This window comes from Mariniblastus fucicola (assembly GCF_008087665.1).
GTDB lineage: Bacteria > Planctomycetota > Planctomycetia > Pirellulales > Pirellulaceae > Mariniblastus > Mariniblastus fucicola.
This window is the reverse complement of record NZ_CP042912.1, coordinates 3,305,792-3,329,196: the sequence shown is the minus strand read 5'-3', so window position 1 is coordinate 3,329,196 and position 23,405 is coordinate 3,305,792. Positions and strand designations below refer to the sequence as shown.

Genomic DNA, 23,405 nt, shown 5'->3' with positions numbered 1-23,405 from the left:
TGGAGCTTGTACTTCTTTGCAAGGTCGGCTCCACCATGAATTTCAAGTTGCTCCATTCCTGTTTTGTGTTTGCGTGGGTTTGCTTTCCGGTTGCGCTGCTGTTCGCAGATCAACCTGATACGCCTGGCGCTGAGGATCGCCCGAATGTAGTGTTCATTCTGGCTGACGACCTCGGCTGGAACGATCTGAGCAACGAAGGCAGCACGTTTTACGAATCGCCGAACATCGATCGCATCGCCAACGGCGGAATGAAATTCACGCGGGGCTATGCGACGTGTCAGGTTTGCAGCCCGTCCCGAGCCAGCATTATGACCGGGAAGTATCCGGCCAGATTGGCGATCACTGACTGGATCGGCGCACCCGAAGGAAAGCAATGGAAACGCAATACAAAGCTGCTGCCTCCAACTTACAACCATGGGTTGCCCGCGGACGACACGACGATGGCCGAAGCGTTTCGTGAAAGCGGTTATCGGACTTTCTTTGCCGGAAAATGGCATCTTGGTGGCGAAGGATCATTGCCAACTGACCATGGATTTGAGTTCAACGTCGGTGGGCACCATCGTGGTTCGCCTCCGGGAGGCTTCTTCTCTCCCTGGGACAATCCGCTAATGAAAAACGGCCCAAAGGGCGAACTTTTGCCGCTGCGATTGGGGCACGAGACGGCGTCGTTCATCGAGGAACACAGTGACGAACCGTTTTTTGCCTGTTTGGCTTTCTATTCCGTGCACGCTCCGATTCAAACCACCAAAGAGCTATGGCGAAAGTATCGCGACAAAGCGATCGCGAACTCGGAACAACCCAAAGATCGGTTTTTGATTGATCGCACCACGCCAGTCCGGCAGGTTCAGGATCATCCGATCTACGGCGGCATGGTTGAGTCGATGGACGACGCAGTTGGCATCGTGATGGCGAAACTGGATGAGCTTGGTCTGTCCGAAAACACAATTGTCGTTTTCACTTCCGACAACGGCGGAGTTTCTGCGGGTGATGGAAAGGCGACTTCGAATTTGCCACTCCGCGGTGGCAAAGGTCGGCAGTGGGAAGGCGGCATTCGCGAGCCTTACTACATCATGTGGCCCAAAACGATTCAGGCAGGTTCGACCTGCAATACGCCCGCGACAGGAGCTGACTTTTATCCAACGCTGCTTGAGTTGACCGGGCAGGACCTTCGACCGCAGCAGCATGCCGATGGCGTGAGCCTCGCTCCGTTGTTGAAAGGCGAAGCGATCGAGAATCGGAATCTCTATTGGCATTACCCGCACTACGGCAATCAGGGCGGCGAGCCGAGTTCGGTCGTCATCGACGGCGATTGGAAACTGATTCACTACTACGAAGACGGTCGCGACGAGCTGTACAATATCGCCGACGATGTTGCGGAGCTTGATGATTTGGCCGATCAGAATCCGGATAGGGTTGCGGCACTGCGAACGGAACTTGATGGCTGGCTGCAAAACGTTGAAGCACGAATGCCTGTTCCCAATCCGGACTATTCCGTGAGCAAGGCCGATAAGGAACGAATGCGAATTCAGGAGAAGCTGTTGCCCAATCTTGAGAGATCAGCAGCCAACTTTTTGAAGGACGATTTCACTCCGCCTGGCGGATGGTGGGAAGAAACCGGAAAGTAAACATTCGCGCGAAAAGCGTTCGCTCAAACCGGGACGTATTCGGGAAGGTGGCATGACCGCCGCTGCGGTGCTATTCTGGTGGTTCTCGTTCGCGAAAGCCACCTCCACCACCGGGCCGCCATGACTCTTACGATCGTATCGTTTCTCTTTTTCACAGCTCTGGTTGCATTCCTGACCTGGCGACTAACTCGCAACACGGACGTCCACACCGACGAAGGATTCTTTCTCGCCGGACGAAGTCTTTCAGCGATTTTTATTGCCGGATCGTTGCTGCTGACGAACCTTTCGACAGAGCAGTTGATCGGGCTCAACGCGGGATCGTTCGACGACGGACTTTCGCTGATGTGCTGGGAGACCGTTGCCGGAATCTCGCTGGTGATTCTCGCACTGTTCTTCCTGCCGCGATATTTGAAGTCCGGAATCGCCACGATTCCACAGTTCCTCGAGGAGCGATACGACCCTTCCGTTCGATCGGTGACGGCCGGGATCTTTATCGTCGCCTACATGCTAATTCTGCTGCCTTTCGTGCTCTATTTGGGAGCCACGGGGCTCGATGGAATGCTCGGCTTGAAGGAAATGTTTGGGTTTTCCGAACTCAATACCATTATTGCCGTCATCCTTTTCATCGCCGTTGTCGGCGCCGCGTATGCGATCTTTGGAGGACTGAAAGCCGTTGCCGTTTCTGACACTTTAAACGGTGCGGGCCTGTTGGTCGGTGGATTGTTGATCACATTTTTCTCGCTGCAAATCGTGGCTGGCGAGGGAGGATTCGCGGAAGCGTTCAGCAAAATCAAGGCTCATAATCCGGACGCGTTTCAGTCGATGGGCAAGGCCGGCGAAGACACGCATTGGCCGACGCTGTTCACCGGTGTGCTGATGTTGAACTTCACCTATTGGTGTCTGAATCAGCAAATCATTCAGCGAACGTTTGGCGCGAAGAACCTCGCCGAAGGCCAGAAGGGCGTTCTGCTGGCAGCGTTCCTGAAAATTTTCGGTCCTGTGATTTTAATCCTGCCCGGCATCACCGCGGCGTACCTGACGCTCGGAGCACAGGATCCGGAAATGGTGAAAGCAATGACAGTCGATGGAGTTGTCGACGCAAACCAGGCCTATGGAGCCTTGGTCAGTCGCGTACTTCCTGATTGGATGCTGGGCTTTTTCGCTGCCGTGATCGTGGGGTCAATTCTGTCGACCTTTAACTCGGTTTTGAACTCGAGCGCGACATTGTTCTCGCTAGACGTCTACAAAAAGTATCTCAATCCATCTGCTGCGACCGAAAAAGTGGTTCGTGTCGGCCAGATTTGCAGTTTCGTCGTCGCTGTCTTCGCCGTGATCGCGGCACCGATATTCTTTCACGGTCGAGACGGCGTTTTCGGATTCTTTCAGAAGTTAAACGGCGTGTATTTCACTCCGTTGTGCGCAATCATGCTGTTGGCCATGTTCAACAAAACCGTCAACGGCAAGTCGGCTTTGATCACGATTGCCGTCGGCCTTGGTCTGATGAGCCTGGGAACATTTTTCTCATCCATCGGTGAATTCGATTGGGTCCTGGGCGTCTTCGGATCCGGGTATCACTATATGGGAGCCGTGTTGGTCCTGCTATTGGCAATGCAATATTGCCTTGGAGAGTTCGCAGGAATGAAGCGCGCGACGCCGTACGAACAGAAGAACGTCGAAGCCGTTGATTTGACTCCGTGGAAGCATGCTTCGTGGGTTGGAGCATCGCTCGTGGTGATGGTGATCGGAATCTATGTTTGGTTTGCCCAGTAGATTTGGGACGCGGATGGAAAACCTCCGAGGTCACCGAGTCCTCCGAGGAAATAGTCGACGCCCTAAACCGAACGTAAATTGAAGGAAGTCTAGAGCCTGATCCAAGAGTAACTGAAAACTGATCCAACGAGATTTCGCATGGTATCTGTGGACTCGGTGACCTCTGTGGCATAATAAATCGCTGTCGTTCAGATCACGATCTATGCATTTCGATATGACTGCCAATCCCGGCATCGACAGCCGACTCACTCTTCGGGCGTTGTTGGTAGCACCATTTTCAGATTCTTTCGCTGGCCTTTTCGCATTACCGTCAGAGTCACCTCATCGCCCCAATTGCGGTTCAGTTGCAACCAGTTGTGGAACTGCCGCATGTTCATGTCGTGGACTTGCCCTTCGACGCCAACGACCAAATCGTTCATTTTGATGCCGGCTTCTTTCGCGTGTTTCGCCCAAATGAACGTGACGCGAATGGCCAACGCGTCTGGACCCAATCCAGCTTTCTTTCGCTGCTGCGCATTCGCAGCCTTGCCCCAAAATCCGCCTCCAGATCCAACGACGCCAACCGAAGGACGCCAGGAAGGATCGTTGCTGATTTTCCAGCCCTCGGGAAGCTCGATCTTCACGTCTTGCAATTTCTCACCACGCGAAATGGTCAGATTCAAACTTCCTTCAGCTGGCGCAAACTCAAGCACTCGCGTGAAATCGGCGAACGTCAGAATTCTTTGGCCTTCAGACGTGTTCACAACATCGCCGCGGCGGATTCCAGCTTTCTGTGCTGGCGAATTTTCTTCCACACTCGCGACAACGTTTTGCGTGTCTGGATCAAGATTCAAACCAAACAGAGACGGCGACGGGTAAGTGAACACCATCGATTTTTTGAGCTTTCCAGTGTCGTGTAGATGCCGCAGCGCAGAGTTCTTGACGTCGTGACAATGAATGCACGAAGAGCCTTTTCGTTTCGCCATCATCGGCTTGAGCGTCGGCACATCGGCAGGTGTAGACACACTATCCGGAAACGGTTCGAACTTTGAAATCGGTTGAACGTCGTTGCCTTGATGCAACAGCAGAACTTTTTGCATGGTCTTGATTAGCGACTGTTTCGTCAGCCACGATTCTGCGCCTCCGTCATCGCGCCCACCGTAGCGCGCGTAAGTTCTGCCCTCCGCGTTTTGAAAGAAAGCCATCCAGGTCAGGTCGAACTCAAACTGGAAGCGATCGAGATTGATTCCGTTCATCGACTGGATGCGTACGCATACGAAATTTTTGGCCAGCGTACCGATATGTTTGTCTTTACGGACAACCTGCCCGTCGAAATCTGAGCAATCCGCTCAGCGTTCGCACCGAAAGACAACAAACATCGGCTTGCCGGATTCCTGGCTAAGCTCCTGCCCTTTCTCGTAGTCATAAACCCACTCGATCGTCCCGTCCATTCGGTGCATGGCCGGCTTGGGAATTTCCTGAGCGAAACTCAGCGCGGTAGCCGCGAACAATAAGGCAATCGCAATCGCTGTGGTGCGTGGTTTGAGCATGGCAGACTTCTTAAGAATCATCGATCAATGAATCGCATCGTAGCCGGAGTCCTGTTGCCTTACAAACGTGCGGCAAAGTCAAATTTCAGCTGCGGACCGAAACTCGATTTGCAATCGCATGAGAACTTGAGGCGCCAAATCTATCGCATATCACCCCGCGAATTGACCAAGCGGCTTTTGAAAATTTGCTGCGTCAAATCGTACCAATTACAAGCTTGCAATGGGTTTCAAGGGTAAACCCACGGGATTTTGCGTTTGGCATCATTGACGGGCGCGCTGAAAGAAATAACGGAGATCGCATTTCCACTAGCCTACAAATTCACGAGGAGATTTTTCCGATCGGGCGGAATGTAAGCCTGAAAGCGATGTCAAATTTTGAGCCGGCTCTTTCGTTCGCGTCGGTCAAACGAAGCTCCGCGCGACCTATGGTTTAGATGCGTCTTAACCAATCACACATCGGAGTCAGAACAAATGAATCGGTCAGTCAAGTTATTCTTTTTGGCTACGTTCGCAAATTTTGCAGGCGTAGCTGAATCAAAAGCGGATCAAGTTTACGAGTTGGTATTCGAGCAGCCGGAGTACTACGTCGTCGAAGGTTCGAGCGTCGAAGTTTCTATCATGCTGCGGGAGACAGTGACCGATGGCGACGTCGCTCGCCTGGCCACCGGCGGATTCGACGGGCTCGTCAACTTTGGAATCTGTGCAGATTTCGCGACTTCGACCGGAGGGGCCGCTTCAACAATCGAATCGGTGTCCGGGGTTTCATTGAATCCTCTGTTCAATGATTCTTTATTAAATGATCTCGGAATCCTTGGAGACCGACTGGATCTTTTCGGGTCCACAACAAACATCTTTGGTGGCGTCGAAGTAGGCTCGGATGTTGGGACGCCCGACGTGTACGAACTGGAGCTGGCAACGCTGCTCGTTGACGCGGGCGACGTCGGAAACGTCACGACTTACAACCTCTCGGACCACGAAAACCCCTTGCTGCTATCGACGTTCGCTGATGGTCAACTGATCGACTCAGTGGCAAGCTATGGCGGGGTCAACATCTTCGTAACATCCGCAGTCCCGGAACCTGCGTCCGCAACACTACTGTTTGGAGTTGGTGCGGCGTTGTTGCTGCAAAGGCGAAGATCGTTAGCAGCCTGATGCTCCCACGATGCTGAATTGAGGAACCCAAATGAAAACTCAAAGGTGAAATAGCAACAACTTTTTGACTGGAGGACTTAGCGTCGATGCCCATCCAACTAACACGAAAAACGCCGGACAAGATAAAATCCTGTCCGGCGTTTCTATTTAAACGACTTCCGTCGGTTGGTCGTCATTCGCGATGTGCCCGGGCCGAAGCCTGAGCCAGCGCTGCTAGTACATTTCGTCGTGATCGTGACCGTGGCCAGCCGACGATTTCTCAGGCTTGTCCGCGATCAACGCGTCGCTTGTCAGCAACAGAGTCGCGACACTGGCTGCGTTCGACAGAGCAGTCTTCGTAACCTTTGCAGGATCGATGACGCCGGCTTTGACGAGGTCTTCGTAGACGTCGGTCAGAGCGTTGTAGCCGAAGTTCGCTTTGCCTTCGACGACTTTTTCGCAAACGATTCCGCCGTCTTGACCAGCATTGCTGGCGATCATGCTCAGCGGAGCACGACAGGCACGGACCACGATGTTGTAGCCAGTCTTCTCGTCATCAGAAAGCTCGCCAGGTTTGACGTTCGCAGAAGCACGAAGCAACGCCACGCCACCGCCGGGCAAGATTCCGTCTTCGACAGCCGCACGAGTCGCGTGAAGTGCGTCCTCAACGCGAGCCTTCTTTTCTTTCATTTCGCTTTCAGTCGCTGCACCAACGTTAACCTTGGCAACGCCACCAGCCAACTTCGCAAGACGCTCTTCAAGCTTCTCACGATCGTAATCGCTCGAAGTGTTTTCGATTTCGCGTCGGATCTGATCGATACGAGCCATTCGGTCAGCAGTCTTTCCGCCGCCCTGAATGATTGTCGTGTTGTCCTTCGAAATGATGACTTTCTTCGCACGTCCAAGGTCCGAAAGACCAAGGTTCTCAAGCTTGATGCCGAGAGCTTCGAAGATCGGCTGTCCGCCGGTCAGGATCGCGATGTCTTCCATCATGGCTTTGCGGCGATCGCCGTAACCAGGAGCCTTGACGGCACAGCAATTGAACGAGCCACGCAGGCGGTTGATAACCAGTGTCGCCAGAGCTTCACCGTCGACGTCTTCCGCGATGATGACCAGAGGCTTGCCCTGCTGGACAACTTTCTCAAGCACAGGAACCATGTCCTTGATGTTTGAGATCTTCTTTTCGAAGACAAGGATGTAAGCGTCTTCGAAAACGCATTCCATGCTGCCCGTTTCGTTCACGAAGTAAGGCGAAAGGTAGCCGCGATCGAATTGCATCCCTTCGACCCATTCGACTTCCGTGTTCAGGCTCTTGCCTTCGTCAACGGTGATCACGCCGTCTTTGCCGACCTTTTCCATTGCGTCAGCGAGCAAGTTGCCGATCTCGGAATCGTTGTTCGAAGCAATCGAAGCAACATTGGCCATCTCGGTCTTGTTCTTGATCTTGATCGACATGCTAGTCAGCTTGTCGCAGATGTCAGCAACGGCTTTCTCGATACCGTTTTTCATCTGGATCGGATTGACGCCAGCGGTAACGGCTTTGAGGCCTTCGTTGAAAATGGCTTCTGCCATCACAGTTGCGGTAGTCGTACCATCGCCGGCGACATCGCTGGTCTTGCTGGCGACTTCGCGAACCATTTGAGCGCCCATGTTCTCATAGACGTCTTCAAGCTCGATCTCTTTGGCAACGCTAACGCCGTCTTTTGTGACAGTCGGTGAACCGAAGCTCTTTTGCAGAATCACGTTACGACCTTTGGGGCCGAGTGTAACTTTGACGGCACGAGCAAGTTTCGAAACGCCTTTACGAATTGCTTCGCGAGCTTCCTGTTCGAAAGCGATCATCTTAGCCATTGTTATATTCCTTGGTTTCTTGGTTTGTATGGTTGGAGGCGACTAGCCGAGGATCGCGAGGACGTCGTCTTCACGCATCAGCAAAAATTCCTGGTCGCCGTCTTTGAATTCTTCCGGTCCGTAAGTCGTGAACAGGACTTCATCGCCAGGCTGGACTTGCAACGGAGATCGCGAGCCGTCCTTGAGCAATCGACCTTCGCCGACAGCGATCACGGTGCCGCGAGATTGCTTGTCCTTGGCTGACTCCGGAAGGAAAATCCCGCCAGAAGTCTTGTCCTCAGTGAGCACGCGCTCGACGACGATTCGCTCGCCAAGAGGTTGCAGGCGAGTTTTTGTTTTGGCTGGTTTCTTTTTGGCAGTCGTGGCCATCAGTCCGTATCCTCCGGAGAATGTCGTAAATGTCAGGGGTAACTGTCAGTCTGCTGCAAGGACCGACGTACCGTCCCTGCCAGATTTGCTCTTCGACGAGCTTTCACCGACAGAAAGCAACTCCCGGGCCAAACCCAAGATCGGGCTGAAAATCAGCCGGAATCGGTTTTACACGCAGAGAAATTGCGGCCAGCGTTGACAAAGACCAATCGGTGCCTCAAATTCGAATGACAATCTGTCACAACTCAGCTCACTGGAACCGCACGCCCGTCGGTCGGTCTGATTGGCATCGTGCGCGAACAGGAAAGCAACGATCGATTCGGAGATAGTTCTCACCGGGACGTTTCTGCGGTTTGCACCACGGTCAGTGTCCGGTTGTGGCGGATTATTGGTTTTGGGCATGATTTCGACCCTGATTTCCCGGTAAAACAGAACACGGCAACAAAAGCGGTTGCCTGATCGGTCGTGTCGCTCACAATATCAACGAGACGGAGTTTCGCGGTTCGTCTGTTAGTGATCGCGAGTTGGATTCAGGAATTGGAATTTGAATTAGATGGCAATTCGAGCGACATGTGGCAGCTGTAGCTCAACCTTCAATGCAAGGGACGAGCTGGCCGGTAAAAAAGTTAAATGCCCCAAGTGCAAGGAACGGATGGTGATTCCGGCGGTTTCAGCCGCACCGGTATCCTCAGCGATGGCGGCGTCATCCTCCTCCAAACCTGTGGATCCGATGGAGGACCTGCTGCGGGAGGCCAACGTCGGCCCCGTCAGTAGCGGCGGGCCGATCTGCCCTGACTGCGGCACAGAGATCACTCCAGGGGCTGTGTTGTGTGTGGAGTGCGGCTTTAATCTGGAAACCGGGAAGCGTTTGCGGACGGCGCGGGAAAACGCGGAAGGTGAAGTCGACACCGGTTTGACTGACGCTGAAAAAATCATGCGGAAGGCCGAGGCCGAAATCGAGGAAACGCCGATCGGTGCCGACGATCAGGACTTTGGCGACGGAGGCGACTCGTTTGTGATCGCTGGCGTAGCCGGAGTCATCCTCGCGATTCTGGTCGCAATCGGACTTGTTGTCATTTTCTCGATGGACCAGATTTCACTTTACTACAACTCGGGTGGCATCAGCTTCATCGCTTCCTGTTGCATGTGGATCGGAATGACAATCTGGCTGACTTACGTCGCTTTCCGGGCAAAAATTGGCCACGGAATTGCTTGCGTACTCACCGGAGGTCTGTACTGCATCATCTTTGGTTTCATGCAGGGCAAAACGCTTCTGATGCCGACGATCATCATGTTGGTTGCACTCGTCGTCGGATTGGCGTCTGGCACGTATGTGTACTATTGCGGATTCGGTCCTCTTGAAACATAAAGTCAATTCAACACAATAGAGGCGTGCTGCCATCGGCAGTTCGTCTCTTTTTTTTTGGCACTGCATGAACAGAATTTCCGCAGAAGAATTCTATCGAGAATCTCAAGGCGGAACGATCATCGACGTGCGTTCTCCCAAAGAGTTCGCGGCTGGACACGTTCCCGGCGCGACGAATGTTCCGCTATTCAGCGACGAAGAACGAGCCATCATTGGGACGCTCTATGTCAATTCCGGTCGCAACGTTGCGATGGAAAAAGGGCTCGAGTTCGTCGGTCCGAAAATGGCAGGTTTCGTTCGAACGACAAATCAAATTCTGGCCGAAGGGTCATCCGAGGTCACCGATTCGAGCGAACCGGGCTCCGATTTCACGGCCTACGTTCACTGCTGGCGCGGCGGAATGAGAAGCCAGTCGTTTGCGTGGCTGTTGGATATGGCAGGGATCAAGGTTCGTGTGCTGGAAGGTGGCTACAAGGCTTTCCGCAGAATGGCTCAACGCCAAATTGGGCGTCGTCACCGCATGGTCGTGCTCAGCGGTCTGACGGGTGCGGGCAAGACAAATTTTCTGGAGCTGTTGCGTGAGGCGGGCGAGCAAATTGTCGATCTGGAGGGGCTCGCCAATCACCGCGGATCTTCGTTCGGAGCCATCGGTTTGGGGCAACAGCCAACGACGGAGCAGTTTGAAAATCGCCTGTTTGCTGCAGTTCAGGCACTTGATCCGAAGCGTCGTTTTTGGGTCGAAGATGAAGGCAGTCGATTGGGCCGAGTCGTTGTGCCGTCTCGTTTTGTGAAACAGATCCGACGCTCATCCGCGGTTTTTCTGGACGTCGCCAAAGAAAAGCGTTTGGATATCCTGTTGGAAGAATACGGCGATCTGGATCACGAAGAACTAATCGACGCGACTCGCGGAATTCAAAAACGTCTCGGCGGGCAGAATATGATCGATGCGATAAAAGCCATCGAAGCCGGAGACCTCAGGACGGCGGCGGAGATTTCGCTGACCTATTACGATCGGTCCTACCTTAAAGGCATGTCAGAACTTCCTCGCGCGAGTACGCTCAACCTCTCGACAGATGGAATGTGCGATGCCGATGTGGTTGCGAAGCTGATTGATGCCGCCGACGAAATCGAAAACGCTGCCGAACCGGCTTCGGTCGTCTCTGACTGATCAGTCAGTCCAAAAAAACAGGCTCTCCATCGCTGTGCGACGGAGAGCCTTTCTGCGAAAGATTGTTTTACGTTTCTGCTGGCCATTCACGCCACCCAGTAAACGTCGCGAACAATCATCGCCACCACCTATCCAGTTGTCGTGTCAAAGTTGTTGTGCCAAGTAGGGTCTCGTCGTTGTCGTCTCGATGTTTTTAAATCGTAGATTTCCAATGTTAGGGAATTGAGAATCACGCGTTAAAGTGCGATTACCTCCATGTGAAAGTTTCTTCACCGATTTCACATTCCGGCCAGGCGGAAGGCTACGCGGGCGGAAGGTCCTGGCTGACGTCGAGTTTCTCAAACAGCCGAGCACACGTTTTTGCCGAGGCCCACGCCAGCACGAACAGCGCGACCAGAACGCCGGCTCCAAAGATCGACGCTCCAAGAATTTGCGACTCAAACACCTTCCCGATCGAGATCGCGGCCCAAGCCCACACTAAAGTAAACGCCAGTCCGACAGCGAACATCACGCCTTTGCCTGTGAACGTCAGGATCGTCCGGAAAAAGACTTCGATGCCTTCCTGATTTCTTCGATACGGTTGCATCAGAAAGATCGCATTCTCCATGCCGATGATCAACACGTTCAGCGGCAGTAGCATTGGCCACGCGAGAAACATAAGCGGAGAATGGCCTCCGATCAACACTGCGATCGCCAGCACGCACGCCTGAAAGAGGCTCATCAATGCAACCGGCACGGAAAGCTGCCCGAACGTGAGCGCAATAGGTCGAATTGGCATCGCTTTCCACATCGCCAATCGTTGCGCGTTTCGGCGAAAGTCCAGCATCAACGCCGGCGGTAGCAGCAAGAAGGAGTAGAACACCATACTTCCGATGACGCTCAGCGAGGTCGCCAGGTTTACCGTTTTGGATAGCAACGGCATGCAACTCAACAGGGTTGGAATGGCCAATGCGAACGCCAACGTAGAACGATAGTGAATGGCGGCATGAACCTGGTGCCAGATGATCGCCTTGGCACCTCCCATCCCGGTTGGTGACTTCGCGCGGTGGTTGCTCTCGCGATTTTCCGAACGACCGACAGCCGAACGGTGCGTTCGTTTTCGCAGCGATAGTTGAGTCTGCCACCATGTCCCTTTTTGGTCCGCCCAATAGATCAGCGCCGACATGGTGATCGTGGAAGAAATGACAGCCATTGTCCGAGTCAGAAATTGCCAATCGTATTGCGTCGCCAGAACAATATCGACGACAGCAACCCACGGTGCCAGCAGCCAGCTAAAAGGAGGTTGGCCGACAACGTCCGAGACGATGGCAAGGAAAAGTTGCGGAATCGATAGTGGGTTTGGAGATGCGATTGCCGCTTCGAAATCTGGTGACCACGCCGTTTGGTAGAATGCGACGGTCAGCAGCGTCAAAGCGGGAACCAGCATCGTGGCTCTCACGATTGTCCAGCAACGCTTACTGGTGCTTGCGGCCGTCCAGGCGATTCGCTCCAACAATACCCGAGTCAAATCGATCAGGCTCAGGCCCAGAAACATACCGATGGCACCAACAGTGAACGAAGGCAAGTCAGGGATCATGACGATCGCAAAGCAAAGCGACTTGGCTGCAGTCGCCAGCAAATAGCTGATCAGACGGTAGCTGACCAAGTGCGTTCGCGTCAGCGGTGCCGAAAGTAGCGCCTGTTTCTCAGCGGCCGTCCACTCGAATGGCTCAACCGGTTTTCGGCTTCCGATCTTCAAAAAATGGAACACGCAATACAACAGCATGCTGACCGACAGCCACGTTCGCAGGCTCTCCGGATCCGCAGGGTCGCGAAACACAATCGACAGTACGGTTTGCCCAAGCCAAACACAGCCCAGAAGAATTGCGAGCAAGGAAAGGACGAGTTTGCGACGCGAACGAAATGCGTTTCCGATTCGACGCAATTTGCCTGTGGACTGAAATTTCATCAGCTGAAACAAAGCCGGATGCAGCAGCCGTCCCATTGCGTTTGGATTTGCCATTCTACTTCTCCGCAGCAAATCGTTCGCCGCATTCGCTGTCGTCTGGCTCAGCCTTCGGTAACTTCGCTTCGTCAGATTCCGGAACCATCTCCATGGTCGCAAAGTAGATTTCTTCGAGCGTTCGCAGTTCGCTGTTCGAGTCACCGGCAAACTGTTCTTTGAGTTCTTCGATTCGACCGAAGAATTTTCGTTTGCCGTTTTCAAGGATCATGACGTCCGAGCAAATGTCTTCGACCATTGCCAGTAAATGCGAGCTGATAATGATCGCAGTCCCACATTTCGCCTGCTCCAGGATCGTTGCCTTCAGGTTGCGGATACCTTGCGGGTCCAAGCCCGTCATTGGCTCGTCCAGCAACAATGCGGACGGTTGCTGAAGAAGGGCACAGCTGATCGCGAGCTTTTGTTTCATGCCGCGAGACAACCCGGACGCTGCGGTATGTCGCTTGTCCAGCAACTCGAACGTTGCGAGCAACCGATCAATTTCGTGATGCGGATTTTCGATTCCATAGACACCCGCGGTAAACAGCAGATGTTGTTCGACGGTCAGATCGTTAAACAGATGGGGATCGTCTGGCACGTAGGCGCTGCGTTGCTTAACAGCAATTGGGTCCGCGGTGACTTCGAAATCGTCGACCAGAAGCCGCCCCGCACTCAACGGGATGATGCCAGCAATTGATTTTAGCGTGGTGGTTTTCCCGGCTCCGTTTCGCCCCACCAGACCAAGCACCTGTCCGGCATTGACCTGAAAGGAGAGATCGTCGACGGCGACTGCTTTCTCATACGATTTGCTGAACGATTCGGCGCGAATCATGTGAGTTCCGTTTTGTAGTCTTTGTCGTTAAAGGTCCCCGTCGAGCGTTGCTTTGAATTGCTCGTAGGTCGCGACTGGCGAACTGGCGGGTTGTGGGTTTGGTGGCTGATTGGAGTTTTCGACGATCGTAAACAGCTGGTTTCGCCCCAGTTCTTTGGAGCGGTAAAGCGCCTGATCGGCTCTGCGATATAGTGATTTTGCGTCGTCGCTGAGTTTGATCACGGCGAGGCCCATGCTGAGCGTCACGACCGTCGATTGGCCTCGGCTTCCGACACTGAAGTTGTAAAGTTCGATGGTTGAGCGGATTCGTTTTCCAACAAGTTCTGCATTGGCCTCAGTGAGCCCTTCGAGCATCAGCACGAATTCGTCTCCGCCCAGTCTTCCGACAAAGTCCTCCGGTCGAACGCATTCTTTCAGGGCTTTCCCGACGCTAATCAGTACTTCGTCTCCGGCGTCATGGCCGAACGTATCGTTAATTCGTTTAAAGTGATCGATGTCGATCAGCATCAAGCCAAACGACTTTTTCTGGCTGCGGAATCGCGACACCATAAAGGTCAGCGTTTCATCAACGGCTTTCCGGTTGGCGACTTTGCAAAGCGCGTCCGTTCTGGCTTCTTTGCGACTGCGATCAAGTTCTTGTGCGGTTTCTTCAAGTTGGAATTTGGATACGACCAGGTCGTTTTCCATTTTTTGGTTGGCAGCAACGATCTTTCGGATGTTGTGAACCAGCGAATCCTGCATATCGACGACTTGAGCGCTGGACTCGCATTGCTGGATCTCCGATTCCGCGTTTTGAAGCGCGGTGTTATGATCGGTGACGTCACTGTTGAGTTGGTTGGTGCTGTTGATGACCGTCATCAGCGCTTCCATCGTCCGCGCACGGTCTCGCTTCAGTCGCCGTGGTTCGTTGGACAATGCGAAAGTGCGTCCGGCGAAAAATCCACAAATCAAGCCGACACCGACGGCCGCAAGTGACCATGCGATGGGGATGATCCACGCTTGTAATTCGTTAAAAGACATTTGGATGTAACACTGCTAAGGATGTACTTCATGGCTGGGCAAAAGCCCGAGCCTTGCACATGATTTACGGCGAACCCTACGTTGCACTTACGCACATAGCGGTGTTTCCGCAAGAAGTTCAGCTTTTTTCCGTGTGCAAACCTCGTATTTGGCGTTTCATCACCGACGGAAACTAAGGGTTGTGTCGATTGTCGCGGTGACCACTAGAACCACGAAACAAAACCATGCGCTATCAAAACGTCTGCCTCGAATCGATTGGCTATCTGCTTCCGCAGGAGATCTGGACCACCGACGACGTTGAACAAAAACTGGCTCCGCTCTACGAACGACTGAAGCTTCCCGAAGGTCGTCTGGAGCTGATGACCGGAATATCAGAGCGGCGATTTTGGGACCGTGGCGTGATGCCAGGGCGGCTTAGTGTCGAAAGTTGTCGGCTGGCGATCGAAGCGGCCGACGTCGATGTCTCTCAAATCGGATGCCTGATCCACGGGTCCGTCTGTCGGGACTTCCTCGAACCGGCGACTGCCTGTTCGGTACATCACAAGGTAGGCCTTGCGGCTGACTGCATGATTTACGATGTCTCAAACGCGTGCTTGGGGATTCTGTCCGGCATGATTCAGGCCGCGAACATGATCGAGCTCGGCCAGATCAAAGCAGCATTGATCGTTGGCAGCGAAGGCGGTCGACAGCTCGTTGAAAACACGATTCGGACGTTGAATGAGGATCGAAGTCTGACTCGCAAGAGTATCAAGAATGCGATTGCCAGTTTGACGATCGGTTCGGCCAGCTGCGCAGTTTTGCTTACTCACGAATCGATCAGTCAGTCGAAAAACCGACTTGTTGGCGCGGCCGTCCGAGCCAGCACGCAGCATCATGAGCTTTGCCAAAGCCATGAAGACCAGGTGGGTGCGTCGATGGCTCCGCTGATGGAAACAGATTCCGAGGCGTTGATGAAAGCCGGCGTCGCGACCGGAGTCGATACGCTGGCTCCGTTTCTCGCGGCAACGCAATGGCAAGTCAGCGACTTGGACCGAACGGTCTGTCACCAGGTTGGGACGGCTCATCAGAAGATGATGTTGGAGTCGCTTTCGATCGACTCAAACATCGATTATGCGACGTTTTCGTGGCTGGGCAACACGGGTTCCGCCGCCCTGCCCTCCGCGCTCGCGGTGGCCTGTGAAAAGGAGTTCATTCAGCCTGGCCACAAAGTTGGTTTGCTGGGAATTGGTTCCGGAATCAACTGCACGATGATGGGCGTCGAGTGGAACGAGAGCCGAATCAAGTCAAAGGTTGCGTTTTAAAAATTGAGGAGCATGTGGATTCGGTTGGGATGTGCACTCTCACCGCTGACGCTCAGGATTTCAGAGTTTCCCACGCGTCAACCATCAGCATCGCGGCCCGTTCGGCCTCTTCTGCGTTTGACGAACGGCCAAAACTGAATCGAATCGTGCCTCGCATCAGATCCTGATCGACGCCCATCGCGTGAAGTGTGCCGGATCGATGTTCGCCAGAACTGTGGCACGCTGCACCAAGCGAAGCGCAAACTTCGGGGACGCGCGAAAGCATTTCAGCTCCTGAAACATTTGGGAACGCGATGCTCAACGTGTTCGGCAACCGTTCCGCCTGCATTCCATGAGCCACCGCTCTGGGGACGTTGCTGGAGATCGTTTTCCAGAACTTGTCTCGTAGCGTCGCGCTGATTCCGGACGACTCGTCCAGCAAAGATGCCGCAAGAAATGCCGCTCGTCCAAGCCCGACAATGTATGGTGTGTTCTCGGTTCCCGCTCGCAGTCCGCCTTCGTGCCCGGCGCCGTGAAGCAATGACTCGATGTCCAGGCCTTCGCGAACAAACAGCACTCCGATGCCCTTGGGCGCGTAAAACTTGTGTCCGGCAACGGTCATCAAATCCACATCAAGCTGATCGACGAACGCCGGGATCTTTCCAATCGACTGCGACGCATCGGCATGCACGACGACTGATTTTTCATGGCAGATTTCGGCGATTTCTCGAATGGGCTGAATCGTGCCGATTTCATTGTTGGCATGCATCACGCTGACCAGTCGCGTATCCGGGCGAATTGCGTCAGCGATCGCCTGTGGATCGACGACGCCATTTTCGTCGCAGCCAACCACGGTCAACTCACAGCCCAATCTTTCAACGAAGCGAGCCGGTTCGATGGTTGCCGGATGTTCGATCGCGGTCGTGATCATGTGCCCGCCAGGTTCGCCACCAGCAAACATGACTCCCTTGATCGCCATATTGCTGGCTTCGGTTCCACCGCCGGTGAAGATGACTTCGTCACGGTCGCAGCCGATCAGAGCAGAGACTTTTGCCCGTGCGTCTTCGATGGCTTCTCTGGCGGCGCGGCCGACGCTGTGAGTGCTGGACGGGTTCCCGAAATGAGTCTGGAAAAACGGCATCATGGCTTCCACAACCGAGGCGTCGATCGGCGTGGTGGCGTTGTAGTCGAGGTAAATCTGTTTCACAAAGTTCTCCGAGGTAGGCGAAGCCGAAGCGGTTCGGGTTGCTCCAAATGCGAGGCACGACTTGCGAGCTTCAAACGCGATTGCAACAATCACGGCATGGATAATCAAAAAATCGCAAAGACTCTCGATCAACTGGCAGACCTCCTTGAGTTTACCGGAGCCAACGCGTTTCGTCTTCGGGCCTATCGAAATGGTGCGCGTGTGATTCGCGACATGTCGGACTCGATCGAAAGCCAAATTGCTGCTGGAGACGACCTCACGAAGCTGGACGGAATCGGGAAAAGCGTTGCTCAAAAATGTATCGAGCTTTGCGAAACCGGAACGTTACAGCAGCTGGAGGAATTGCTGGAAGATGTTCCTCGGACTGTGCTGGATTTGCTCAACGTCCCCAAAATGGGCCCCAAAAAAGCCGCCGCGGTCTTCAACGAGCTTGGAGTGGAAACGCTGGATCAACTTAAAGCAGCCTGTGAAGCCGGCGAAGTCCAACAGCTGTCCGGTTTCGGCGCGAAAACCGAGAAAGCCATCCTCGAAGGAATCGCGATCGCGGTGGAAGCCAATCAGCGAATCCTGTGGGCTCACGCGGACCGAATTGCAGAGAAAATCCGTGAATACATGAAAGCCTGCAAAGCGATCGACCAGCTTGAATTCGCCGGAAGTTATCGACGCGGCAAGGAAACCGTCGGCGACCTCGACATCCTCGCCACGTCTACGGATGCCGAAGCTGTAATGAATCATTTCGGAACGTACGAAGACATTACGTCGACGATCGTCCGTGGGGATACCAAGATGGCAGTGCGGCTGGATGATGAATTTCAAGTCGATTTGAGAGTCGTGCCCAAGGAATCGTTCGGAGCGGCGCTGCAGTATTTCACGGGCTCCAAGGAGCACAATGTCGTCGTTCGCGGAAAAGCAAAATCCAAAGGGCTGAAGGTCAACGAGTGGGGCGTTTACAAGGTCGATGGCGATTCGGAGGAATGGATCGCAGGCGAAACAGAGGCTGATGTTTATGCGACGCTGGGGTTGCCGGTTTTCGAGCCGGAAACTCGTGAGGCCCGCAAGGAGTTTGAATGGGCTGAGAATGGTGATCTTCCTAAGTTGATTTGCGAAAAAGACATCCGTGGCGATCTCCACATGCACACGACGGCAACGGACGGGAAGAACTCAATCGAAGAAATGGCAGACGCTGCCAAGGCGCGCGGGCTGAAGTACATCGCAATTACCGACCATTCGAAACGAGTCTCGATGGCGAACGGACTGGATGAAGGTCGTCTGCTGGAACAGTGGGAAACGATCGATGCGATCAACGCTGCGGCAGATGACTCATTCGTGATTCTCAAAGGTATCGAGTGCGACATCCTTGAAAACGGCGACATGGATCTGCCGGATTCCGTGCTGGCACAAGGCGACTGGATCATTGCCAGTTTGCACTACGGTCAATCCCAACCACGGCAACAGATTACCGATCGTATTATCGGGGCGATTCAAAATCCTCACGTGACGATGATCGCTCACCCAACGGGCCGGTTGCTAAATAAGCGGGAACCGTACGATGTGGATATCGAAGCCGTTTTTCAGGCGGCGAAAGACACGGGCACGCTGCTGGAGTTGAACGCCAATCCGAAGCGGCTGGATTTGAACGACCGCTATTTGATTGCCGCGAAATCGCACGGGATTCCGATCGTGATCAACACGGATTCGCACAAGACCGCCGGTTTCGGTGACTTGAAATATGGAATCAAGCAGGCGCGACGCGGATGCCTCACCAAGTCCGATGTTGCGAACACCAAAACGCTTAAACAGCTTCTGAAGCTGATCAAAAACGGCTGAGCATTTCCAGAATCGCTATTTTTTCTTAGGCCGAAATGCGTCGATGTGCTCTTCGTGCGTTTCGATAAACGGGCCACCGATCAAATCAACGCAGTACGGAACCGCAGCGAAAACAGCATCCAGGCATTCCGCAATCGCTTTCGGGCTGCCAGGCAGATTGATGACTAATGAGTGGCCGCAAATGCCCGCGGTCTGACGCGAGAGAATCGCAGTCGGAACCTTTAACAGCGAAACCGCTCGCATTGCTTCGCCAAAACCCGGCATCATTTTCTCGCAAACCTGCTCCGTGGCCTCCGGAGTTACGTCTCGCGCCGCGGGTCCCGTCCCGCCAGTCGTGATCACGACACAGCATGTTTCGCACAGCTCACGCAGCGCTGAAACAATTTCTGGCACATCGTCAGTCACCAGCCTGGAAACGTCGGACCATTCGGATTTGACAACGCGTTCAAGATACTCGCGGATCGCTGGACCGCCGCGATCTTCGTACTCTCCTCGCGTCGCCCTGTCGGAAACCGTGAGCACACCGAATGAAGCAGGTTGGCTCATGATTTGTGGTGCTCCGAGGGTTCTGACGCGAACATCGTGGCCAGCAATTCGTTGCCTTGGTTGTGGTTTGGATTATACGCAATCATTGAAAGCGTTACGTAGCCTTGTCGGACTGCCTGAGTGTCAGTCAGAAACGGAGACGGCTTGGGAGCCGGGTGGTTCGTCGCCCAGAAGTACGGTTTGTCTTTCGGGTCGCGGCCAGATTGAAACTGGTAGCCCAGCGGATTCGTTTCGACTGGCACCGCAAGAACTTCGGTGACTTCATTTCGTTCCGCAACGATTGAAGGGAAGTTGATATTCGAGACCGTGCGAGGCGGAAGGTCGGCTTCGGCAAGTCGCTTGATGGTCGGCCACGCCAGAGAGGCCACGTTTTCAAACAGCGGATTGTCGCTCGACTCAACGCTAAGCGAGATCGCCGGGACGTCAAACATGGAAGCGGCAAAGGCTCCTCCGACGGTGCCCGAATGGCAAACGTTGACGCCGACGTTCAACCCATTGTTGATGCCGCTGACGATAAGATCCGGCTTGAACGGGCAAAGCTCGTGCAAGCCAAGTTTCACGCAATCGGCCGGCGTGCCGTTGACCGTGTAGCCGATCAGATTGTCGGAATCATCTTCGACGGGCTTGGGGTTCAACGGTCTCATGAACGTAATCGCCTGGCTGATCCCGCTCTGCTCGATACTTGGCGCGACGATAAAAACGTCGGCATGTTTGCTGATTTCGGCAGCGAGAGCTTGGAGTCCTTCGGCAAAGAATCCATCGTCGTTGGTAATAAGTATTTTCATTTAGCGTCCTGCGTTTGTTTCTGCTGATCGACAATTTCGGCCAGCCGTTCATTCAATTTAGCAGCTTCTGCCGCGGCCTCTTCGGGCGGCAACCCTTTTTTAACATTCGGGCGTTTGTGCCCGACAGTCTCGAGTCCGCTGTCGCGAAGAATGCACTGTCGTTGACGGATCAATTGAAAAAGCTCCGCATTGGAATGCTGCGAAGGCGTCACTCCTAACGCCTCTGCGATGGATTGGCCGATCAATTTGTGACCTTGGGAATCAACGTGCACCCCATCGGCTGCATAAAAGAAATCGGGATTGGATTCGCGGCGCCGCGCTAGGTCCGCCAACATCGGTGTCCGCAAATCGATGCAGCCCGCGACCCGGTCTTTCTGCTCGAGGATCCAGTTGGCGTAAACCGCAAGGACATCTTCGTCGTAGTTCTCGTAAACTTCAGTCCAGCTGAAAGATTTTGCGTCTGCTCCAACCAAGGCGCCTTTCTGCTTCAACGGAAGCGCATCGAACGGTGGCGGCGTGACCAAAATGACTTTCAGTTTTCCACCCGAGTTGTCCGCGGCTTCGATGATTTTGTTGATCCCAGCCTGGTAGTTTTCGAAGCGGGTCTGGTCGAACGGATGGTAGATTCCGTCGTTCATTCCGAAATTCACGACCAGCAGATCGGGTTGGACTTTCTCCAACAGCCTTCCAAGACGTTCATGAACATTCGGCCGCGGCCAAGGATGTGCGGGCTCGGAATCGCCAGAGCAAGTTTCGCTTTGCAGTCCAAAGTTGAGAATCTTCGGAAACGGTTTTCCGTTGGCGATCAGCGATTCTTCGAGCGTTGCCAGAAACTCTCCCTGCCAAGTGATCGAATCACCAAGAAACACGACCTTGTGCGCACTGAAAAATGCGTTGGCAACCGGATTGTCTGGCTGTTCATTCTGAGCGGAAGCGATCGAAGCGACGGTCGCTAACCACAATACGATCAAGCAAACTGATAGTCTCATCCCGGCTCCAATCTCAAACAATTCCTTCAAGCAGTTTCACGATGTCGATGTCTGCAAGTGTGGCTGCGAGTTCTGGTTTGCAGAAAACACGAACTCGTTTGACATAGTCGTCAAACTGCTTTTTGGCCAAAGTGTGAATCATAGGCGAAACCTCGCCAAGCGGCCGCCACGATTCGGATCGTGCATCGAAAATATCGATGTTGAACTGTACTTCCAGCTTTGCCGGCGGAGCGTCGATAAGCACATCGTCCGCATCCAATTCCTGACCGCATTCAATTGCAATGGCTTTCGCGAGCTGCTCTCCGACGTCGGTCAAATCTGCGTATTTTCGTTGAGCCAGAGCACGATACAACGACTCGTTTTCGACGAAGCTGAAATTCGCAGCTCGCTTGTACAGTCGACGACGCTGAGAAAAGAGACCTTCCAACAAAGAGTGAACGGACTCGGATTGCTGACTTCGGGCTCGCCAGCCCAGCACAAAATCGCTTTCGCCAAGCTGGAATTCTTTCTCCCAATCCACCGGTTCTGCCGCCGATTTGGAGCGAAAAAAAGCTCGCTGCAACATCGCGGTGGCACTGCGTACCGCGTGGTGCCAATAAATCTCGCTGAACATGACGTAGCGAGCAAACACCATCAGTTCCGCTGCCGTCCGACCTTTGGTGCTGATCGCGAGCGCGTCGCCGGACTCGTTGAGGCACAGGCTACGAACGAGCCGCGCGGTGTCGAGGTTTTGTCCGTACGGGACGCCTGCGTGAAGGCTGTCGCGATAGAGATAGTCAAGTTTGTCGATGTCGATCGGGCCAGAAAGGATCGAAGCCAACAGTCGCTCGGACTTCGTTTCTGTTTTCCGCGTGATGATTCGAGTCACCAGTTCCGGACACGCGTTCCAGTCTTCCCCGATGCACGACTGAAGTTCATCATCCGCCAGCCATTGCTGCGCAAGGTTTTCGTGTCGCGGGACTCCGTCCAGTCCCATGTCTTCGATCGGATGACAAAACGGCCAATGGCCTACGTCATGAAGCAACGCCGCCAGCAACAGGGCCTCGACTTGTTCGGCAGAAACAAGCTCGCAAAATCGAGGCTGCCAAGCGAGTTGTTTGACGAACAGCAAGCAGTTTCGAAACACGCCCAGTGAGTGCTCGAACCGCGAATGGTTGGCCGCGGGATAGACGAAAGCCACCAAGCCCAGTTGGCTGATTCGTTTCAGTCGTTGAAAGACCGGTGTGTCGATGATTCGAGTCACACGAGACGTCACCGGAACATCGATCTGGCTGGGGATTCGCAGCAAACCATCGCTGACCTCCAGCGACTGAATTTCCGGAATCGAGAGCAGTTCGTTCATCAGCCGAACAGTGCCATCAATCCGGACAGAATTGGTTCTGCAACGACCATTGCCGTCGTAACAGTCTCCGGCGGCACAACTTCAGGCTTTCCCAGTGCCCCGGGTAAAATTCCAATTCCGGCGACCAGCCTCCCGACGATGCACAAAACCAGATACAGCCCGTAGTGGACCAGTCCCATCAGATAGTCGACGTCAAAGCTGAGCATTCCCGCGGCTGCGCCTCCGCCCGCCATGATGACTAGCGCGAAAACCCAGGAGCCTGTGCCATAGCTGTCGCCAAATGCGTACTTTCCAAGCGGCATTGCGATCCACAACAGCGCGTAAATTGCGGAACAAACCAGGATGCGAATCCATAGTTCCTTCCCGACATAGCCACCCAGTTCCTGATCACGGAGCATGAAGTACCCCGCCAGGCAAATCGGCGGCGCTATCACGATTGCCGACACCCACAGCACCCAACCTGGAAACGCGTGCTTGTCCGCAAACGTAAAATTGAACACCAAAGCGCAAATCAGAAATAGCACAATCAAACAAACGATAACCGTGATGTGAATGCTCGTCAGCTTCACTTCCTTGCGCCGAATCGGTTTCAGCACTGATTCGCCGGTGGTTGTTTTGGGGCCCGACATCTCGGGTTCGTGAACGACGACCTGTTCCGATTTTGCCGGAATTTTGATCTTCGTTTTGCACTTCGGGCAAGGACCTTCTTTACCAGCAAATTTTTCGCTGACATTGAATCGGGTGTGGCACTTTCCACAAGTTACACGGATCGACATGATGTTTACTT

19 protein-coding genes are annotated in these 23,405 nt (G+C 53.9%); 7 read left to right on the top strand and 12 right to left on the bottom strand.

The features are described from left to right. Nucleotides 1-35 precede the first annotated feature (35 nt). Complete coding sequence (locus MFFC18_RS12295) at nucleotides 36-1,625, top strand: sulfatase (RefSeq protein WP_084417116.1); 1,590 nt, start codon at nucleotides 36-38, stop codon at nucleotides 1,623-1,625. A 120-nt stretch (nucleotides 1,626-1,745) separates the two neighbouring features. After that, nucleotides 1,746-3,395 carry a solute:sodium symporter family transporter gene (locus MFFC18_RS12290; protein WP_075084533.1) on the top strand — a complete coding sequence of 550 codons (1,650 nt, stop codon included), beginning with the start codon at nucleotides 1,746-1,748 and terminating at the stop codon, nucleotides 3,393-3,395. 245 nt (nucleotides 3,396-3,640) lie between these two features. Here MFFC18_RS12290 and MFFC18_RS12285 read toward each other — a convergent pair whose 3' ends face one another. After that, entirely contained in the window at nucleotides 3,641-4,924 is a 1,284-nt protein-coding gene (locus MFFC18_RS12285; protein WP_390176067.1) for a Trx7/PDZ domain-containing (seleno)protein, read from the bottom strand. A gap of 471 nt (nucleotides 4,925-5,395) precedes the next feature. On the opposite strand from MFFC18_RS12285, the gene MFFC18_RS12275 reads away from it, so the two are divergent. Beyond that, complete coding sequence (locus MFFC18_RS12275) at nucleotides 5,396-6,076, top strand: PEP-CTERM sorting domain-containing protein (protein WP_075084530.1); 681 nt, start codon at nucleotides 5,396-5,398, stop codon at nucleotides 6,074-6,076. A gap of 213 nt (nucleotides 6,077-6,289) precedes the next feature. On the opposite strand, the gene groL is transcribed toward MFFC18_RS12275, so the two are convergent. Continuing rightward, nucleotides 6,290-7,906, bottom strand: a complete 1,617-nt coding sequence (gene groL, locus MFFC18_RS12270) for a chaperonin GroEL (protein WP_075084529.1) — start codon at nucleotides 7,904-7,906, stop codon at nucleotides 6,290-6,292. A gap of 42 nt (nucleotides 7,907-7,948) precedes the next feature. After that, nucleotides 7,949-8,275 carry a co-chaperone GroES gene (locus MFFC18_RS12265; RefSeq protein ID WP_075084528.1) on the bottom strand — a complete coding sequence of 109 codons (327 nt, stop codon included), beginning with the start codon at nucleotides 8,273-8,275 and terminating at the stop codon, nucleotides 7,949-7,951. A 553-nt stretch (nucleotides 8,276-8,828) separates the two neighbouring features. Here MFFC18_RS12265 and MFFC18_RS12260 point away from each other — a divergent pair. Together MFFC18_RS12260 and mnmH are read left to right on the top strand one after the other, a co-directional pair. Further along, entirely contained in the window at nucleotides 8,829-9,644 is an 816-nt protein-coding gene (locus MFFC18_RS12260; protein ID WP_148618844.1) for a zinc ribbon domain-containing protein, read from the top strand. A 64-nt stretch (nucleotides 9,645-9,708) separates the two neighbouring features. Next, the gene (mnmH, locus tag MFFC18_RS12255) at nucleotides 9,709-10,809 is read left to right on the top strand and encodes a tRNA 2-selenouridine(34) synthase MnmH (protein WP_075084525.1); all 1,101 of its coding nucleotides are present in this window, start codon (nucleotides 9,709-9,711) and stop codon (nucleotides 10,807-10,809) included. Nucleotides 10,810-11,110: 301 nt separating this feature from the next. On the opposite strand, the gene MFFC18_RS12250 is transcribed toward mnmH, so the two are convergent. From MFFC18_RS12250 to MFFC18_RS12240, 3 genes are read right to left on the bottom strand one after another with little or no spacing between them, the layout of a single operon-like run. Beyond that, entirely contained in the window at nucleotides 11,111-12,811 is a 1,701-nt protein-coding gene (locus tag MFFC18_RS12250) for a hypothetical protein (protein WP_075084524.1), read from the bottom strand. A gap of 1 nt (nucleotide 12,812) precedes the next feature. Next, nucleotides 12,813-13,622, bottom strand: coding sequence for an ABC transporter ATP-binding protein (locus MFFC18_RS12245; protein WP_075084523.1), 810 nt, complete (start codon nucleotides 13,620-13,622; stop codon nucleotides 12,813-12,815). Nucleotides 13,623-13,649: 27 nt separating this feature from the next. After that, entirely contained in the window at nucleotides 13,650-14,642 is a 993-nt protein-coding gene (locus MFFC18_RS12240; protein WP_075084522.1) for a GGDEF domain-containing protein, read from the bottom strand. A gap of 224 nt (nucleotides 14,643-14,866) precedes the next feature. Here MFFC18_RS12240 and MFFC18_RS12235 point away from each other — a divergent pair, with 224 nt between their 5' ends. Beyond that, nucleotides 14,867-15,943, top strand: coding sequence for a 3-oxoacyl-ACP synthase III (locus MFFC18_RS12235; RefSeq protein ID WP_075084521.1), 1,077 nt, complete (start codon nucleotides 14,867-14,869; stop codon nucleotides 15,941-15,943). 52 nt (nucleotides 15,944-15,995) lie between these two features. Here the strand turns inward: MFFC18_RS12235 and MFFC18_RS12230 are convergent, their stop codons facing one another. Then, nucleotides 15,996-17,222, bottom strand: coding sequence for a cysteine desulfurase family protein (locus MFFC18_RS12230; RefSeq protein WP_210421369.1), 1,227 nt, complete (start codon nucleotides 17,220-17,222; stop codon nucleotides 15,996-15,998). A 3-nt stretch (nucleotides 17,223-17,225) separates the two neighbouring features. Here MFFC18_RS12230 and polX point away from each other — a divergent pair, with 3 nt between their 5' ends. Next, nucleotides 17,226-18,956, top strand: a complete 1,731-nt coding sequence (polX, locus tag MFFC18_RS12225) for a DNA polymerase/3'-5' exonuclease PolX (protein ID WP_075084520.1) — start codon at nucleotides 17,226-17,228, stop codon at nucleotides 18,954-18,956. Nucleotides 18,957-18,971: 15 nt separating this feature from the next. Here polX and mog read toward each other — a convergent pair whose 3' ends face one another. Genes mog through MFFC18_RS12200 form a run of 5 tightly spaced genes read right to left on the bottom strand, consistent with a single transcriptional unit; the run spans nucleotide 18,972 to nucleotide 23,394 of the window. Then, nucleotides 18,972-19,502, bottom strand: a complete 531-nt coding sequence (gene mog, locus MFFC18_RS12220) for a molybdopterin adenylyltransferase (RefSeq protein WP_075084519.1) — start codon at nucleotides 19,500-19,502, stop codon at nucleotides 18,972-18,974. Further along, the gene (gene surE / locus MFFC18_RS12215) at nucleotides 19,499-20,287 is read right to left on the bottom strand and encodes a 5'/3'-nucleotidase SurE (protein WP_075084518.1); all 789 of its coding nucleotides are present in this window, start codon (nucleotides 20,285-20,287) and stop codon (nucleotides 19,499-19,501) included. Before surE ends, mog begins: the two co-directional genes overlap by 4 nt. Then, nucleotides 20,284-21,276, bottom strand: coding sequence for a GDSL-type esterase/lipase family protein (locus MFFC18_RS12210; RefSeq protein ID WP_148618843.1), 993 nt, complete (start codon nucleotides 21,274-21,276; stop codon nucleotides 20,284-20,286). Before MFFC18_RS12210 ends, surE begins: the two co-directional genes overlap by 4 nt. A gap of 13 nt (nucleotides 21,277-21,289) precedes the next feature. After that, on the bottom strand, nucleotides 21,290-22,618 hold the full coding sequence (locus MFFC18_RS12205; RefSeq protein WP_075084516.1) for an HD domain-containing protein: 1,329 nt from the start codon (nucleotides 22,616-22,618) through the stop codon (nucleotides 21,290-21,292). Next, nucleotides 22,618-23,394: a hypothetical protein gene (locus MFFC18_RS12200; RefSeq protein WP_075084515.1), complete on the bottom strand. Its 777-nt coding sequence runs from the start codon at nucleotides 23,392-23,394 to the stop codon at nucleotides 22,618-22,620. The genes MFFC18_RS12205 and MFFC18_RS12200 overlap by 1 nt, the downstream gene beginning before the upstream one ends. Nucleotides 23,395-23,405 lie beyond the last annotated feature (11 nt).